The sequence below is a fragment of the Lysobacter capsici genome (genome assembly GCF_014779555.2).
GTDB lineage: Bacteria > Pseudomonadota > Gammaproteobacteria > Xanthomonadales > Xanthomonadaceae > Lysobacter > Lysobacter capsici.
Window position 1 is genome coordinate 2,852,883 of the sequence record NZ_CP094357.1, and the last position, 15,410, is coordinate 2,868,292.

At 68.2% G+C, this 15,410-nt stretch carries 13 protein-coding genes; 2 read left to right on the forward strand and 11 right to left on the reverse strand.

Annotated elements, in window-relative coordinates; all coding sequences use genetic code 11:
* Positions 1-4: 4 nt before the first annotated feature.
* Positions 5-1,429 carry an efflux transporter outer membrane subunit gene (locus IEQ11_RS11990; protein WP_191820561.1) on the forward strand — a complete coding sequence of 475 codons (1,425 nt, stop codon included), beginning with the start codon at positions 5-7 and terminating at the stop codon, positions 1,427-1,429.
* Between the two features lie 221 nt (positions 1,430-1,650).
* Here IEQ11_RS11990 and IEQ11_RS11995 read toward each other — a convergent pair whose 3' ends face one another.
* Positions 1,651-1,959, reverse strand: coding sequence for a hypothetical protein (locus tag IEQ11_RS11995; protein WP_191820562.1), 309 nt, complete (start codon positions 1,957-1,959; stop codon positions 1,651-1,653).
* A 218-nt stretch (positions 1,960-2,177) separates the two neighbouring features.
* Here IEQ11_RS11995 and IEQ11_RS12000 point away from each other — a divergent pair, with 218 nt between their 5' ends.
* On the forward strand, positions 2,178-3,338 hold the full coding sequence (locus IEQ11_RS12000; protein ID WP_191820563.1) for a M23 family metallopeptidase: 1,161 nt from the start codon (positions 2,178-2,180) through the stop codon (positions 3,336-3,338).
* A 106-nt stretch (positions 3,339-3,444) separates the two neighbouring features.
* Here IEQ11_RS12000 and IEQ11_RS12005 read toward each other — a convergent pair whose 3' ends face one another.
* From IEQ11_RS12005 to IEQ11_RS12050, 10 genes are all read right to left on the reverse strand, one after another.
* Positions 3,445-4,461 (reverse strand): transporter, encoded by a 1,017-nt coding sequence (locus IEQ11_RS12005; RefSeq protein ID WP_057921614.1) that lies wholly within the window; start codon positions 4,459-4,461, stop codon positions 3,445-3,447.
* 96 nt (positions 4,462-4,557) lie between these two features.
* Complete coding sequence (locus tag IEQ11_RS12010; RefSeq protein WP_191820564.1) at positions 4,558-5,730, reverse strand: benzoate/H(+) symporter BenE family transporter; 1,173 nt, start codon at positions 5,728-5,730, stop codon at positions 4,558-4,560.
* Between the two features lie 171 nt (positions 5,731-5,901).
* Positions 5,902-6,627 (reverse strand): YdcF family protein, encoded by a 726-nt coding sequence (locus IEQ11_RS12015; RefSeq protein ID WP_191820565.1) that lies wholly within the window; start codon positions 6,625-6,627, stop codon positions 5,902-5,904.
* A 24-nt stretch (positions 6,628-6,651) separates the two neighbouring features.
* Entirely contained in the window at positions 6,652-7,905 is a 1,254-nt protein-coding gene (locus IEQ11_RS12020; protein WP_191820566.1) for a glycosyltransferase family 4 protein, read from the reverse strand.
* A gap of 6 nt (positions 7,906-7,911) precedes the next feature.
* A complete protein-coding gene (locus IEQ11_RS12025) occupies positions 7,912-9,561 on the reverse strand; it encodes a heparinase II/III family protein (protein WP_191820567.1) in 1,650 nt (549 codons plus the stop codon).
* A gap of 7 nt (positions 9,562-9,568) precedes the next feature.
* Positions 9,569-11,722 (reverse strand): bi-domain-containing oxidoreductase, encoded by a 2,154-nt coding sequence (locus IEQ11_RS12030; protein ID WP_191820568.1) that lies wholly within the window; start codon positions 11,720-11,722, stop codon positions 9,569-9,571.
* A gap of 54 nt (positions 11,723-11,776) precedes the next feature.
* Positions 11,777-12,541, reverse strand: coding sequence for a hypothetical protein (locus tag IEQ11_RS12035; protein WP_036107299.1), 765 nt, complete (start codon positions 12,539-12,541; stop codon positions 11,777-11,779).
* Positions 12,538-13,635: a glycosyltransferase family protein gene (locus tag IEQ11_RS12040; protein ID WP_057921621.1), complete on the reverse strand. Its 1,098-nt coding sequence runs from the start codon at positions 13,633-13,635 to the stop codon at positions 12,538-12,540. The genes IEQ11_RS12035 and IEQ11_RS12040 overlap by 4 nt, the downstream gene beginning before the upstream one ends.
* A gap of 54 nt (positions 13,636-13,689) precedes the next feature.
* Positions 13,690-14,883, reverse strand: a complete 1,194-nt coding sequence (locus tag IEQ11_RS12045; RefSeq protein ID WP_191820569.1) for an O-antigen ligase family protein — start codon at positions 14,881-14,883, stop codon at positions 13,690-13,692.
* 7 nt (positions 14,884-14,890) lie between these two features.
* On the reverse strand, positions 14,891-15,409 hold the full coding sequence (locus tag IEQ11_RS12050; RefSeq protein WP_051547375.1) for an acyltransferase: 519 nt from the start codon (positions 15,407-15,409) through the stop codon (positions 14,891-14,893).
* Position 15,410: the final 1 nt, after the last annotated feature.

Below are 15,410 nucleotides of genomic sequence, written 5' to 3' on the forward strand. Positions count from 1 at the left end.
TCGGATGCGCGCTCATGGGGTGCTTATCGCGTTGGTGGTTACGGTGGTGAGCGGTTGCGCCGCCGGACCGGACTATGTGCGACCAAGTCTGGCCGTGCCGGCCGAGTACAAGGAAGCGCGAGGCGAACCGGCCAAGGACTGGAACCCCGCGGCGCCGGCCGACGCGAGCGATCGCGGTGCGTGGTGGTCGGTGTTCCACGATCCGGCGCTGGACGGATTGATGGCGCAGGTCGAGGTGTCGAACCAGAATCTCGCCGCGGCCGAAGCCGCGTATCGGCAGGCGAGGGCATTGGTGCGCGAGCAGCGCGCGGCCTTGTTTCCGAGCGTGAGCCTGGACGGTTCGGGGACTCGCGCGCGCAGCCCCGGCAGCAGCGGTTCCAGCGTCGGCCAGACCTATCGCTACGACATCGGGGCGAGTTGGGAGCCCGATGTATGGGGCCGCATCCGGCGCGGTGTCGAAGGTGCGCGCGCGCAGGCCGATGCCAGCGCGGCGGATCTGGCCTCGGCGCGATTGGCCGCGCAAGGCGAACTGGCGGCGAACTATTTCCAGTTGCGCGAAACCGATATCGAAACCGGGCTGTTGCAGTCGACGGTCGCGGCTTATCAGCGCGCCTTGACCATCACCGGCAATCGCTATGCCGCCGCGATCGCGGCCAAGAGCGACGTGTTGCAGGCGCAGACCCAGTTGGCCAATGCCCAGGCCAGCCTGACGAACCTGACCCAGCAACGCGCGCAGCTCGAACATGCGATCGCGGTGCTGGTCGGAAAAACGCCGGCCGATTTCGCCCTCGCGCCCGATCCGACCTGGCGCGCGCAGGTGCCCGAGTTGCCGGCGGGCGTGGCGTCCGAATTGTTGCAGCGTCGTCCCGATATCGCCGCGGCCGAACGCCGAGTGGCCGCGGCCAATGCCGAAGTCGGCGCCGCCCAGGCCGCGTTCTTCCCGAGCTTCACCCTGAGCGCTTCGCGCGGCGGCGGCGCCTCGCAGCTCGGACGTTTGTTCGATGCGCCATCGAGCCTGTGGTCGCTCGGCGTGGCCCTGGCCCAGACCTTGTTCGACGCGGGCGCGCGCCGCGCCACCCGCGACGCGGCGCGCGCCGCATACGACCAGACCGTGGCCCAGTACCGGCAGACCGCATTGACCGCGTTCCAGGACGTCGAGGACCAATTGGTCGCCACCCGCGTGCTGGTCGAACGCACCGGCTTCTACACACAGGCCTCGCAATCGGCCGACGAAGCCGAGCGCATCGCCTTGAACCGCTACAAGAGCGGCCTGGTCGCCTACACCGACGTGGTGGTCGCGCAGACCGCCGCGTTGTCGGCGCGGCAATCGCTGGCCCAGGCGACCCGCGATCGCCAGACCACCGCGGTCGCGTTGATCCAGGCGCTGGGTGGCGGTTGGCAGGCGGGGCAGGGCGAAGCCAATCCCTGAGCATAGGCGAGCCATCCCGCAGTCGGTAACCGGCCCGCTCCGGCTTGCGAGACGGGTGGACGCTGCATGCGAGCGGTCTTCATCGCCAACGCGTACCCGCAGGGCGTATCGCGATCCGCGCGCCGTGGATTAGCGTGATGCTGATCCATCTCGATGGAGTCGGTATGCGGCGTCAGGCGTTCGGAGCCACATTGCCGCGCTGAACCCGCGGTCGAGATCGATTACCTGGGCATCTCGGCTTTGTCTCGAGGCGCAACCGCCGCCTCGTCGACAGGACATATCGTCCTCAACGGCAGGCCGTCCTTGAGACTGAAATATTCCTTGCAGCGCAAATCGCCGTATTCGGTCCGGCGCATGCCGATGTCGCTTGCGGCGATCAGTTCGGAAGCCGAAGTGACGCCGTCGAGATTCCAGTCCATCTCCGACCAGGCATAGCCATGTCGAAGGCCGGTGGAGATACGAATCAGGCCGTACCCGACCAACACCATCGACACGATCAGCGCTAAAAGCCGCAATCCCTTGAGGCTCATGGATTTTGTACGTCCTGTACGGATGGGATGACGGCGTCGATCTTAACAGTCAGCCGATGGCGCCTTTGCCTGGCGGGAACCGGCTGAACACATACTCCGTGGCGGCCAAGGGCGGGCGATCGAGATGACAAATGGCATGGGACGGCGTCGCGCGCCTCACTGAAGCTGCCTCGCACGGTCTAGTCCCTCTCTCTGGTTTCACAATCAGGATCATCCGCATGCTGCGTGCGCTAACGCTGGCCGTCTGGCTGTACTTGTCGGCGACCGGCATGCCGGCGCACGCGACCGCGCCGGTCGACAGCTTCGACATGAGCGTGCCGCGGGCACCGGTGCCGGTGCGGGTCGAAGGCCGGCAGCGATTGGTCTACGAAGTGCATCTGAGCAACTTCGGCCAGACCGAATGGAGCCTGTCGGAGTTGCAGGCGATCGACGCGGACACCCAGGCGAGCGTAGCGGCCTGGAGCGGCGCCGAGCTGGCCGCGCGCACCCAGGTGATCGGCCGCGCCGCCGCGCCGGCCGCTTCGGTCAAACCCGGCGAACGCGCGGTGGTGTACCTGGAATTCGAAACCACGCAACCATTGCCGAAGCGGTTGCGGCATCGGCTCAGCTTCGCCGCCGCCGACGGCGCGGAAAGCAAGGATGCGGCGACCGCATCGGCGCCGCGGACGGTGATCGGCGCCGAACTCGAAGTCGGCACCGCCGCGTCGTTGCAACTGGCGCCGCCGCTGCGCGGCGGGCCGTGGGTTGCGATCTACGCGCCGCAATGGCCGCGCGGTCATCGCCGGGTGTTCTACACCTTGAACGGTCGCGCGCGCTTGCCGGGCCGGCATGCGATCGACTGGGTGCGGGTCGATGCGGACGGACGGATCGCCAAGGGCGATGCCGATATCGCCGCCAACAGCCTGGGCTACGGCGCCGAGGTGCTGGCCGTGGCCGATGCGCGGGTCGCGGCGGTGCGCGACGGTCAGCCCGAGAGCGTCAAGATCTCGGATAATCCGCGCCACGATTTCGATCGGGCCGCCGGCAACTACGTCGTGCTGGCCTTGGCCGACGGTCGCTATGCTACTTACGAGCATCTGCGTCCGGGCAGCATCAAGCTGCGCGAGGGCGATGCGGTGCGGGTCGGACAGGTCATCGGCGCACTGGGTTTCACCGGCGATTCGACCGGGCCGCATCTGCATTTCCATCTTGCCGACGGGCGCGTGCCGTTGGCGTCGGAGGGCGTGCCGTATGGCTTCGCCGGGTTTCGATTGCTTGGGCATTACCCGCGGGTCGATCAGCTGGGGTCGAAGCCGTGGCAGGCGTTGAGCGGGGAGGTTGCGGCCGAGCGGGTCGATGAACTGCCTGGGTCCAACAGCGTGGTGGAGTTTCCGCGCTGATCGCGAAGGGGGTGTCGCAACTCAGGCCCTCACCCCAATCCCTCTCAGCTCTGCTGAGAAGGTGGCCCGCAGGACCGGATGAGGGCACGCGCGCCCGACCCGACCCTCAATCCCGCCGCCGCCCAAACGCTGCATACGCCAGCACCGCGGTCAGCACGAACAGCCCGACCACCACGCTCCAGAACCCATGCGGGTTGTCCGACAGCGGCACGCCGCCGACGTTCATGCCGAACAGGCCGGCGATCAGGTTGATCGGCAGCGCCAGCACGGTGACCACGGTCAGCACGAACAAGGTGCGGCCGGTCTGTTCGTTGACCAATGCGGCCAGTTCTTCCTGGATCAGCTTGACCCGCTCGACCAGCGCGGCCGAATCGCCGATCGCGGTGGAGAATTCCTCGGCCGCCTGTTGCAGGTCCTGGATGTCGTCGCGATCGATCCAGTCCGGCGGCCGATTGAGCAGGCGGAACAGCGCGGTCGGTTCCGGCGCCAGCAGCCGTTGCAGGCGCACCAGCGAACGGCGCAGCGCGCCCAGTTGCTTGCGATCGTCGGCGATGCGGTTGGCCAGCAGCCGGTCCTCGATGCGATCGACCTGGACGGTGGACTTGCGCAGGATATCGCCGAGCACGCTGGCCTGATCGCGCAGCAGGTGGGCCAGCAATTCGACCGGCGAACGGAAGATCTGGCCGCTGCGGACCGCCGCGCGCAATTGATCGACCGAGCGCAACGGCCGCAGGCGCGCGCTCACCAGCAGGCGCGGGCCGATGCACAGGCTGGTGGTGCCGACTTCCGATGCGTCGAAGCTGGAATCGAACAGCACGTCGTGGATGACCGCGATCAAAGCGCCGTCGTCGAGCTCCAGCCGGGTCGAACCGACCTCGCTGCGCAGGCTGTCGAAGAACGCGTCGGGCAGGTCGAGCGCGCGGTGCAGGTAGCGTTCGGCGCCGACGTTCGACAACGAGAAGTGCAGCCACAGGAAACCCGGGTTCGCGCCGTCCCGCGGCTGGGCCAGGAACGCCGCCACCGCGTCGGTGCTGATCGGTTGCGCCGGCTCGCCGGGCACGAAGCGATAGCCCCAGATCAGGCCGTCTTCGTTGGAGCCGTAACTGGCGTCGGTGATGCGCATGCGGGGGTTGCACCGTCAAGGCGGGATTGCAGCGCATACGCTAGCTCAAAGGGCTTGCAAGTCCCATCGCGGCGTAGATCCGCGGCGCGGCGTGGCTCAGGCCGGATGCCGACGGCGGGTGATCGCCAGCGCCAGCAGCCCGGCGACCATGCCCCAGAACACCGAGCCGATCTGGAACGCGCTCACGCCCGAGGCGGTGACCAGGAAGGTGATCAGCGCCGGCTCGCGTTCCTGCGGGTCGTGCACGGCGGCGGCCAGGCCGTTGCCGATGGTGGTGAGCAGGGCGATGCCGGCGATCGCCAGCACCAGTTCCTTCGGAAACGCGGCGAACAGCGCGGCGACGGTGGCGCCGAACAGGCCGGTCAACAGGTAGAACACGCCCGCCGCGACCGCGGCCACGTAACGCCGCCGGCTGTCCTCGTGGGCGTCGCTGCCCATGCAGATCGCCGCGGTGATCGCCGCCAGGTTCAACGCGAACGCGCCGAACGGCGCCAGCACCAGGGTGACCAGCCCGGTCCAGCCGATCAGCGGCGACACCGGAGTTTCCTGGTAGCCGTGCGCGCGCAGGATCGCGATGCCGGGAATGTTCTGCGAGGCCATGGTGACCACGAACAGCGGGATCGCCACCCCGATCACCGCCGCCAACGAGAATTTCGGGGTGATCCAGATCGGTTGTGCCAGGGTCAGCCGCACATCGTCCAGATGCAGTTGGCCCTGGACCGCGGCGATGGCCACGCCGATCGCCAGGGTGATGACCACCGCGTAGCGCGGACTCCAGCGCCGCGCCAGCAGCCAGCCGAGGAACATCGCGAACACCAGCGCGAACTGCGCCTGCATCGAGGTGAACACGTTCAAGCCGAAGCGCAGCAGCACCCCGGCGAGCATGCCCGAGGCCAGGCTGGTCGGCAGCCGGCTCAGCGCGCGTTCGAGCCAGCCGCTGAAGCCCAGCGCGGTGGTCAGCACCGCGCTGACCACGAACGCGCCGACGATCTCCGCCAGCGGCAGCCCGGCCGCGCCGGTGATCAGCATCGCCGCGCCCGGCGTCGACCAGGCGGTGACCACCGGCACCCGGTAGCGCAGCGACAAGCCGATGCAGGTCGCGCCCATGCCGAGCCCCAGCGCCCACATCCACGAGGCGATTTCCGCATCGCTGGCGCCCGAGGCCTGCGCGGCGCTGAACACGATCGCCGCCGAACTGGTGAACCCTACCAGCACCGCGACGAAGCCGGCGATGACGGCGGACAGGGACAGATCGCGCAGCAGACGCATGGTCGAAAGGCGGTGAGGGCGGAGCGCCATCATGCAGCAAACCCGCGCGGACCGGCTTGTACGTGGTTGCGCTTTGGTGGCTACGACGCGGATTCGGAACCCTCGCGATCGCGCAGCCGATCGCCCGATCCCGATGCCGTCTGGCATCCCGCTGTGAGGGACGCGGTTGAATCAGATCGCCGACAGCACGAACAACGCGTATTCCTTCAAGGTTTCGCCGCTGTGCCGTGCCGCCTGCAGCGAAGGCCGCCACGCGGGACCCGTGGCGATGCGCGGCTCCGGCGGTGCCATCGGCAGCACCTGCAGGCCCTCGCGTTCGAACCGCCGCGCCGCCCTCGGCAGATGCAGCGACGAGGTGATCAACACCACCCGTCGCCAACCGCGCTGGCGCGCGATCGCCGCGCTGTCGCGGGCGTTGTCGCGGGTGCTGGTGCTGCGGTCCTCCAGCACCATCGCCCGCTCGGGGACGCCGAGCTTGTGCAGCGCCGCGGCCATGATCCGCGCCTCGGCGACGCCGCGCGTGCGCGCCGCCGGTCCGCCGCTGAGCAGGATCGAAGTCGCGCGTTGTTCGCGCCACACCCGCGCCGCCAGCGCGACCCGGTTGCCGGCCAGGGCCGGCGCGTCCGCATCGCCCTGATCGTAATGACGGACCGGGCCGATCGCGCCGCCGAGCACGACGATCGCGTCGGCCCGCGGCGACCGCGGCAACGACGGACGCTGCCGGATCAGCGATTCGCGCAGCGCCTCGGACGCCAACGGCAGCGACCACAGCAGGCCCCAACCCAATCCGGTCGCGATCAGGCCCATGCCGATGCGTCGCCGCCATCGCCAGACCACCGCGCCGAGCGCCAGCACGCAAACCGCCGTATGCAGCGGATCGATCAGCCAGCTCAGCATGGCGGCAGGCGCGGCATCTCGCGCCTACTTGCCGACCCGCAACAGGTCCTGGGTGTCGTCGCCGATCAAACGCGCCAGCGCGTCGGTCATCAACCGCGCCTGACGATCGCGCGAATACGTCGGCGCGGCGGCGACGCTGGCCGCGCGCAGTCGCTGCATGCGCGCCGGGTCTTCGGCCAGGGCGACGATCGCCGCGGCCATCGCTTCGGCATTCTCGGCCGGCACGCATACCCCGCAGCCGGTGCTCTCGACGATCCGGGTCGCTTCGCCGCGCGGCAGCGACATCAGCGCGGGCACCCCCATGCCCATGCCTTCGAACAGCTTGGACGGGATCACCCCGGCGAACACCGGGTTGTCGCGCAGCGGAATCAACGAGACATCGCACAGCCCCCATAGCTTGGGCATCATTTCCTTGGGCTGGCGCGGAATCATACGCACGTTGGCCAGCCCGCGCTGCGCCACCAGTTGCTCGACCCGCGCGCGTTCGGCGCCGCTGCCGGCGAAGAAGAACGCGATGCGCGGGTCCTGCTGCAGCCGCTGCGCGGCATCGATCACGGTTTCCAGGCCATGCGCCATGCCGTGGGTGCCCAGGTAACCGACCACGAACCTTCCGTGCAGGTCGTAGCGCTCGCCCAGCTCCGGATCGCGCGCGCACGGCGCGTAGCGTTGCAGATCCACGCCGTTGAGCACGACGTGGATCTTGTCGGCGTCGACGCCGCGTTCGATCAGTTCCTCGCGGAACGACTGGGTCACCGGCACGATCGCATCGGCGCTGCGGTACAGGAACATCTCCACGCGTTCGAGCACGCGGATCGCCAGGCTGCGTTTCATCGCCCCGACCGCGGTGATCGAGGCCGGCCACAGGTCGCGCAGTTCGAACACGAACGGCCGCCGCCGCAAGCGCGCCAGCGCCCAGCCGCCGAGCGCGCAGAAGAACTGCGGCGAGGTCGCCACGATCACGTCGTGGCGCGGTTCAAACAGGCCGGCCAGGACCGAGGCGGCCATGAAACTGATGTAGTCCAGGCTGCGCTTGACGAAGCCCTCGTTGGCGGTGATGTAGGTCTTGACCCGCACCACGCGGATGCCGTCGACGGTTTCCACGCTGCGCCAGGCGTTGCGATAGCCGTCGAACAGGCGGCCTTCGGGAAAATTCGGCGCGCAGGTGATCACCGTGACCTCGTGCCCGGCGCGCACCCAGCGCACCGCGTGCTCGTAGGTGCGGGTGGCCGGCGCGTTGCCTTCGGGCGGGAAGTTGTCGGAAAGAAACAGGATGCGCATGCGGGTTCAGCCGTCCCAGCGGAAGGTGGCGACCGATCGGCCGGTGGGTTCGAGCGCGACTTCGATCACTTCGCAGGCCTGGCTCAGTCCGAATTCGGGGTGATAGGTGCTCACATCGATGCGGGTCAGCGCCGATGGCGGCTCGACCTGCCAGCGCACCACGTCCTCGTTCTTGGCGCGCACGCGATCGCCGTCGACGCGCAGGTCCGGGGCGATGCGGAAACGCGCGACCGCGCTCTCGAAGCCGCCGTCGATCGCGTCCTCGATACGCAGACAACCGGCCTGCAGGCGCCAGCAGCGACGGTGCAGCGGCCGGCCCTTGAGCCGCCGATAACCGTCGTGGCTCGCGTCCAGCCACAGGCCGCCGTCGTCGACGCCATGCACCACCGCGAGCGGATGCGCGCGCCGCGCCACCCGGAAACTGCTCCATACCTCGGACGAATCGCGGCCGTCGATCTGCACCGTGTTATGCGCCGCGGTGCCGCGCTGCCACAACCGCTGCGCGCCGATGTCGTAGCGCGAGGTGCCGGCGTTGACCAGCACGCGCCGGCCGTCGATCGACAGCTCGAAGCTGAGCGTGTCGGCGTGGGCGTGGCCGGGCAGGTAGTCCGGGCCGATTTCGCCGACGTCGGCGATCAGCACCGCATTGCCGGCCTGCATCCGCACATAGCCCGAATCGGCCAGCACCTGCAGGGGTTGTCCGGACGTCGCGGGCACCTGGATGCCGAGCGCGTGCGCGTAGGCCCGCAGTTGCGCCAGGGTCGGCGCGATGCCGAACGCGGCGTCGTTGAAGAAGGCGATGCGGCCGTCGGGATGGCTCATCACCGCGAGCCAGGCGAACATGCCCAGGGCGCGCTCGCGCCACAGCGCGACCTCGTGCATCGGAAACGCGTTCGGGAACCGCTCGGCCAGCTGGATCAGATCGAGCAGGTCTTCGAGCAGGATCGCGTGGTACATCGGGCTGCGTTCGAAGTGGCCGCCATCATCGAGAATCTGCTCGCCGATCTCGCGTCGCAGCCCGTGCAGGCCCAGCTCGCGCCATTGCTGCGCCTGCTCGCCTTCGAAGCACGCACCGGCGAACAGCAAGGCCTTGTAGTTGGCCCACAGATGATTGCCGAGCAGATGCCGTTCCAGGCGGCCACGCAGGTAGCGGGTCTGGGTCGCCAGACTGTCGAGCATGGCGTGTTCGGCCGTGTCGTCGTCCAGGCCGTGACCGGCGCAGCGCCACTTGATCCAGTTGACGATGCGCAGCGACAGGCAATACGGCTCCCAGCCGTTGCCCGCGGCCGGCGGATTGGCCGCGATCCATTGCCCGATCAGATCGCGATGCCAGCGCAGGCGCGAGTCGGCGCCGTCGGCGTTGAGATCGTCGAAGTAGTGCAGGTTGTACAGCCATAGCTTGGGCAGCGCGGTGCTGTTCCAGCCGTCGGCGGGCAGCTCGTGCTCATCGTTCAAGAAACGGAAGCGACGCGCGGCCAGCATCGTGGGCGTGCGCGCGCAACCGATCCAGCGTCCGCGCAGGGCCGCGGTCGGCGGCGCCTGCGATGCGTCCACGCGCGGACGATGCAGCCGGTGCCAGGCGCGGCCGTAGATCTGCACCGGGCGCAGGTGGCGCACGGTATGCCACATGCGCGGCAATCGCGATAACGAGGTCATGGCGCGCTCAGACGCTGGCGTCCAGTTCGATGGTCACGCGCGCGACTTCCAGAATCTGCTCGATCGGAATCGGCGCCGGCGCCTGGCCCTGTACCGCCTGCATGAAGGCCTGCGCGCAGGCCGCCTGGCCCTTGTCCTGGCGCCACAGGTTCATGCGGGTGAAACCGGGCCAGCCGTAGCCGCGCAGGCGGCGGAAGTTGTCCAGTTGCAGCACGCGTCCGGCGGCGAATACTTCCAGGCGTTCCTTCGGAAAGGATTTGTCGCCGTTGGCGAGGTAATGCACGGTGCCGAACGAACCGTCGGCGAAACTCAGGGTGAAACTGACCCGGTCGCTGCGGATGCCGACGCCGGCCACGTTGCCGACCGCGGTGAGTTGATGGCTCACGATCGGCGAATCGGCGAGGAAGCGCAGCAAGTCGACGAAGTGGCAGGCTTCGCCGATCAGGCGTCCGCCGCCGAGCTGCGGGTCCTGGGTCCAATGATCGGCCGGGATCGCGCCGGCATTGACGGTCATGACGAAGGCCTTGGGTTCGCGCACGCCGGCCAGCAGCGCGTGCATCTTGCGCACCTGCGGGGCGAAGCGGCGGTTGAAGCCGACCATCAGCACCGGCGGGATGCCGTATACCGATTGCTCCGAATGGGCCTTTTCGATGGTCTGCAGTTCTTCAAGCGTCAGGCACAGCGGTTTTTCGACGAACACGTGCTTGCCGCGGCGCAGCGACTTGAACACCAGTTCGGCGTGGCTGCCGTGCTGGGTCGCGATCACCATCGAGCCCACGCTGGCATCGCGCAACACCGCGTCGGTATCGGTGCTGGCGTTGCGGAAACCGAACTTCTTGCCGTAATGGACGCTGCCGACGCCGTTGTTGGTGATCAGCGTGTGCAGCTTGGCGCCGGTGCGCGCGAACGCCGGGATCAGCACCCGGCCGGCGTAATTGCCGGCGCCGACGAAGGCGATCGCGCTGCCGCCGGCCTCGCTGGGCACTTCGTTCGCGGACGGTTTTGCGTGCAGCGGCACCTTGCGCCGCATCAGCTGTTCGGGAATGTCTTCGCCCAGGCCGTAATCGAGCACGATGCCGAGCGAAGGTTCGCCGCCGCCGAGCACGGCGTAGGCGTGCTCGGCCTCGGCGATGCCGTAGCGATGGGTGACCAGCGACTGCACCTGCACCGCGCGGCTGGCCATCATGTCGAGCACGGCCTCGAAATTGCGTTGCTCGGTCCAGCGCACGAAGCCGACCGGATAATCGTTGCCGCGTTCTTCGTAGGACGGGTCGTAGCGGCCCGGGCCGTACGAGCACGAAACCTGAAACGACAGCTCCTTTTCGTAGAAATCCGCGCGCGACAGTTCCAGCCCGGTCACGCCGATCAGGACGATGCGGCCGCGCTTGCGGCACATGTGCGCGGCCTGCGCGACCGGTTCGTTGCTCTTGGTCGAGGCGGTGATCAGCACCGCATCGACGCCGCGCCCGCGCGAGAACGCCGCCGCGGCCGCGAGCGGGTCCTCGTTTTTGGACAGATCGACGGTTTCCGCGCCGTACTCGCGCGCGATCGCCAGCTTGGCCGGGTCGTAGTCGATGCCGAGCACACGACAGCCGTGCGCGCGCAGCAACTGCACGGTGATCAGGCCGATCAGGCCCAGGCCGGTAACGACCACGGTTTCGCCCAGGGTCGGCTGGACCAGGCGGATGCCCTGCAGCGCGATCGCGCCGAGCACGGTGAACGCCGCGGCCTCGTCGCCGACGTTGTCGGGAATCTTCGCGCACAGGTTGACCGGCACCGCGACCACTTCGGCGTGCTTGCCGTTGGACGCGACCCGGTCGCCGATCTCAAAACCACTGACGCCGGGGCCGACGCCGATCACCGTGCCGACGTTGCAATAGCCCAGCGCGAGCGGTTGATCGAGCTTGCTGCGCACCGCGTCGAGGGTGGTGGCCAGGCCGTCGGTGCGGATCTTCTCCAGCACCATGCGCACCTTGTCGGGCTGCTGGCGCGCCTTCTGCAGCATGTTGGCCTTGCCGAACTCGACCAGCATGCGCTCGGTGCCGGCCGACACCAGGGTGATGTGGCTGCGGATCAGCAGATGACCGCGGCGCAGGGCCGGGGCGGGCACGTCGGCGACTTCGGTGCTGCCGTCGCGCAGGTTTTGCAGGACTTGTTGCATGGTGATTCCAATGCGTGAGCGAGTATTCGGGAAGGGACAGGGCGTTGCGTGCGCTCAGCGCTCGGGCGCGGCGCGCGCGGCCTTGTCGAGGAAACTGCGGGTGACCGGCACCCAGTCGCGGTCGCCGCCGTCCACGCGCTTGCTCCAGATCACCGCGCCGTCGGCGGCGCGCTGGAGCTGATCGAGCTGGAAGCGCCAGTAATCGGCGGGCACGAACTGCGCGCTGCGCGGGGTGGCGTCGTGGTACTGCGGCCAGATGAAGGCCAGCACCGGTTTGCTCGGATCGAGCTTGCGCGCCGCGGCGACCATGTTGTCCATGCGCCGGCGCCAGCGATCGCGGTCGTCGTCGACGGTGTACAGCGAGGGGAAAAACAGATCGACCGAGGCCGCCAGTTGCCTGGCGCGTTGCGGATCGGCGTGGTCGATCGCGCCGGGAAAACCGTAGTAGCCGATCTTGCGGCCCGGCGCGGCCTCGTGCGCCCAGCGCGCCAGGGTCTGCAGCATCTGCAGATGCTTGGCCGACACCTCGGCGTCGCGGCTGAGGTTGATGTGTTCGAAATCCAGCACCAGCGGGCCGGGATTCTTCACGTTCGCCTTGACCGCGGCCTTGAAGCGCTGCTCGTCGGGCATGATGCCGTCGCGCAGTTCGGGCAGGTGCGGTTCGCCGACCAGGTTGGAGCGCGCGATCGCCAGGCGCTGGTCGACCAGGTCGGTGTACTTGGTGTTGTTGTACAGGACGAAGCCGCGCTCGCCGGCGCGCGCGCCGAGCGGCGCGGTGACCAGCAGCATCGTCAACAACAGCGTGCCGCGCCGGCTCATGGCGCCAGCCTCACGCATTCGGCGATCACCCGCGCCATCGCGGTGTCCCAGGCTTCGTAGCGCAGCTGGCGCAGGCCGGCGCGGCGCGTTTCCAGCAAGGAACGGTCGGCGGCGATCCGCAGCAGTTGCTCGGCCAGTCGCTCGCCGTCGCCGTACTCGCACAGGAAGCACGCGTCGTGCTGCTCGAACGGCGCCGAGGTCAGCAGGCCGGGGTTGGTGACGAAGGGAATCTGCAGCGCCGCGCAGTCGAACCATTTGTTCGGCTCGGCCAGGCGATTGATCTCAAGCGCGGGATCGTAGAACGCCAGCACCAGGTCGGCGCTCAGCAGCAGCGCCAGCGCATCCTCGTTGCTGACGATGCCGCGATAGTCCGGACCCATGCGTTCGGCCAGGCGTTGCGCGTCCTCGCCGAGCAGGCGGCCGGCGCCGATGAATTCGACCTGGCCGGCGGTGCGTTCGATCGCCTCGCGCATCATCCGCGCGCCGCGTTCGGGCGAGATCAGCCCGCTGATCAGCACCCGCAGGCGGCCGCTGCGCGGCGGCAGGCGCTCGGCCAGACTGCGCGCGCGTTCGATCACCTCGGTGTGCGGGGTGTTGCGCACGATCCGCAGATTCTCGCTGTCGTTGTCGCCAGCGCGCGAGGACCCGGGCACCACGTGCAGGCTGGCGCGACGGCCGACGAAGCCCTCGATCGCTTCGATCATGCGCTTGACCGGCGCCGGCCAGGCATAACTCTTGGACAGCTTGTCGCGATCGAGAAACACATACCGGCAGCGGCGCACCGAGGCGACGATCGCGCACGGCAGCGCCGCGTCCAGGCGCGAGCAGAAGTACACCCCGGCGCGCGGCTGGGCGAACACGCGCACGGTCAGCCAGGCCACCCATAGCGCGTAGCCCAACGCATTGACCGCGCCGCCGCCCCAGGAGCCGAAGTTCAGCAGCACCTTGACCTTGGGCAGATCGGCGGGCTGTTTGTCGCGGCTCCATATCCAGAACTCGTACGGCACGCTGGCGCTGTCGAGCACTTTCGACAGTTTGCTCAGGTACGGATTCTTCAGGTAGGGATTGCCTTGGCCCAGGATGATCGCTTGCATGGCTGGCTCGGGATTCGTGATTGGGGATTCGAGATTCGGGATGGGGCGATTCGCTCAGGTCGGGATTGGATGCCGGGGTGGTGGCGATGGCTGCGGCGTCCGCCGCACCACCAGCGCGGTCGACAGCGCGAAGAACAGGCACAGGTACAGTTCCTTCGGGCTGGTGATGTCGCCGCTGAACATCGCGTTGGCCAGCGAATAGATCGCCAGCGCGCACAGGAAGGTCGGCACCAGCTCGCGGCCCTGATCGCGCTTGGCGCTGAGGTACAGGCGCCGGATCGCGTAACCGATCAAGGCGAAGAAAAACACGCTGAAGATCAGTCCCGGCTCGATCAGCGCTTCGATCAGCAGGTTGTGCGGATACGGCTGCAGCGCGCCGCTGGCCTCGAACGCGCCGAAGCCGTGGCCGAACAAGGTTTCGCGCAACATGCCGAACGAGACCTCGTACAGATTCATGCGCAGCACGTCGCTGCCGCTGTAGTTGCTGACGAACAGGCTGGCGAGGCGATCCTGGATGCCCTGCGGCGCCAGCACCACCGCCGCGATCGCCAGCAGCACGACCACAAGCCCCGCCGCCCAGACCTTGCGCGACAGCAGCAGCGCGCCGCGGTTGGTCATCAGCAGCAGCGCGCCCAGGCCGAGCATCAAGGACAGGATCGGGCCGCGCGAACCGGCCAGGATCAAGGCCGCCACGCACGGCAGCAGCGCGAGCAGGCGCAGGCCGCGATGACGCGGCTCGATCAACAAGCGGTAGGCGAAGTACATGATCGCGGTGCCGGCGGCGCGCGCGATCCAGATCGGGTTGCCGTCGCCCTGCATCAGGCGCTGCGCGCCGGTGTCGGCGGTGCGGTTGAAGCCCAGCGCGGCCAGGCTCAGGGCGAAGCACAACGCCACGTAGATGCGCACGAAATGCTCGGCCGCCGCGCCGCGCAGCACGAAGCAGGCGCAGTAGGCGCAGAACACCAGGATCAGATAGAACTTCAGTTCCTTGGGCGGATGCGGCTGGCGCGTGTCCAGAAAAGAAATCTGCGCGAACACGATCAAGGTGGCGATGATCGGCAGCAGGAACGCGAACCGGTTCAAGCCCGAATACGACAGCGAAAACGCACCCAGCACGATGGTCGCGGCGATCGCCGCGTACTGCACCAGTTCGGTGTCCACGCTGAAGAACACCGAGGCCCAGCCCGACAGCAGGAACGCGCCGAGCGCGGCCGGTGCCAGGAACAGGCGGGGAGCGGGAATGCGCATGGACGGCTCAGGCCTCGCGGCCCTTGCGCAGCGATTTGTCGACGTAGTCGCTGACCGAGCCGACGATCTGGCTGGGATTGCCGATCACGATGCTCAACGGCGGAATCGTGCCGCGCACCACCGTGCCGGCGCCGACGATGCAGCCCGCGCCGATGTCGGTGCCGGGCATGATGATCGAGCCGGTGCCGATGAAGGCGTGGCGGCCGATCGAAATCGGCCGGATCCGCCCTTGCGGCGTGTCGAACTTGAGCCCGAGTTCCTTGGCGACGGTGTGGATCGCCCAGTCGTGGGTGAGGATGCGCACGTTGCTGGAGATGGTGCAGCCGCGGCCGAGGCTGATCAGCGAATAGTCGGTGCCGTCGAACCAGATCTTGGCCGACAGGTAATTCGGATCGGCCTCGACGTTGGCGCCTTCCGAACGCAGGAACCAGGCGTACAGACGCGTCACCAGGCCGGGCTTGATGAACCAGCCGACCCGGATCACGGTCAGGACCACGGCTTTCTTGATCAATCGCAGGACTTTCATG

Bases quoted from the DNA above. Each gene is read 5' to 3' on its own strand.
- IEQ11_RS11990 (WP_191820561.1), top strand. From the start codon at position 5: ATGCGCGCTCATGGGGTGCTTATCGCGTTGGTGGTTACGGTGGTGAGC.
- IEQ11_RS11995 (WP_191820562.1), bottom strand. From the start codon at position 1,959: ATGAGCCTCAAGGGATTGCGGCTTTTAGCGCTGATCGTGTCGATGGTG.
- IEQ11_RS12000 (WP_191820563.1), top strand. From the start codon at position 2,178: ATGCTGCGTGCGCTAACGCTGGCCGTCTGGCTGTACTTGTCGGCGACC.
- IEQ11_RS12005 (WP_057921614.1), bottom strand. From the start codon at position 4,461: ATGCGCATCACCGACGCCAGTTACGGCTCCAACGAAGACGGCCTGATC.
- IEQ11_RS12010 (WP_191820564.1), bottom strand. From the start codon at position 5,730: ATGCGTCTGCTGCGCGATCTGTCCCTGTCCGCCGTCATCGCCGGCTTC.
- IEQ11_RS12015 (WP_191820565.1), bottom strand. From the start codon at position 6,627: ATGCTGAGCTGGCTGATCGATCCGCTGCATACGGCGGTTTGCGTGCTG.
- IEQ11_RS12020 (WP_191820566.1), bottom strand. From the start codon at position 7,905: ATGCGCATCCTGTTTCTTTCCGACAACTTCCCGCCCGAAGGCAACGCG.
- IEQ11_RS12025 (WP_191820567.1), bottom strand. From the start codon at position 9,561: ATGACCTCGTTATCGCGATTGCCGCGCATGTGGCATACCGTGCGCCAC.
- IEQ11_RS12030 (WP_191820568.1), bottom strand. From the start codon at position 11,722: ATGCAACAAGTCCTGCAAAACCTGCGCGACGGCAGCACCGAAGTCGCC.
- IEQ11_RS12035 (WP_036107299.1), bottom strand. From the start codon at position 12,541: ATGAGCCGGCGCGGCACGCTGTTGTTGACGATGCTGCTGGTCACCGCG.
- IEQ11_RS12040 (WP_057921621.1), bottom strand. From the start codon at position 13,635: ATGCAAGCGATCATCCTGGGCCAAGGCAATCCCTACCTGAAGAATCCG.
- IEQ11_RS12045 (WP_191820569.1), bottom strand. From the start codon at position 14,883: ATGCGCATTCCCGCTCCCCGCCTGTTCCTGGCACCGGCCGCGCTCGGC.
- IEQ11_RS12050 (WP_051547375.1), bottom strand. From the start codon at position 15,409: ATGAAAGTCCTGCGATTGATCAAGAAAGCCGTGGTCCTGACCGTGATC.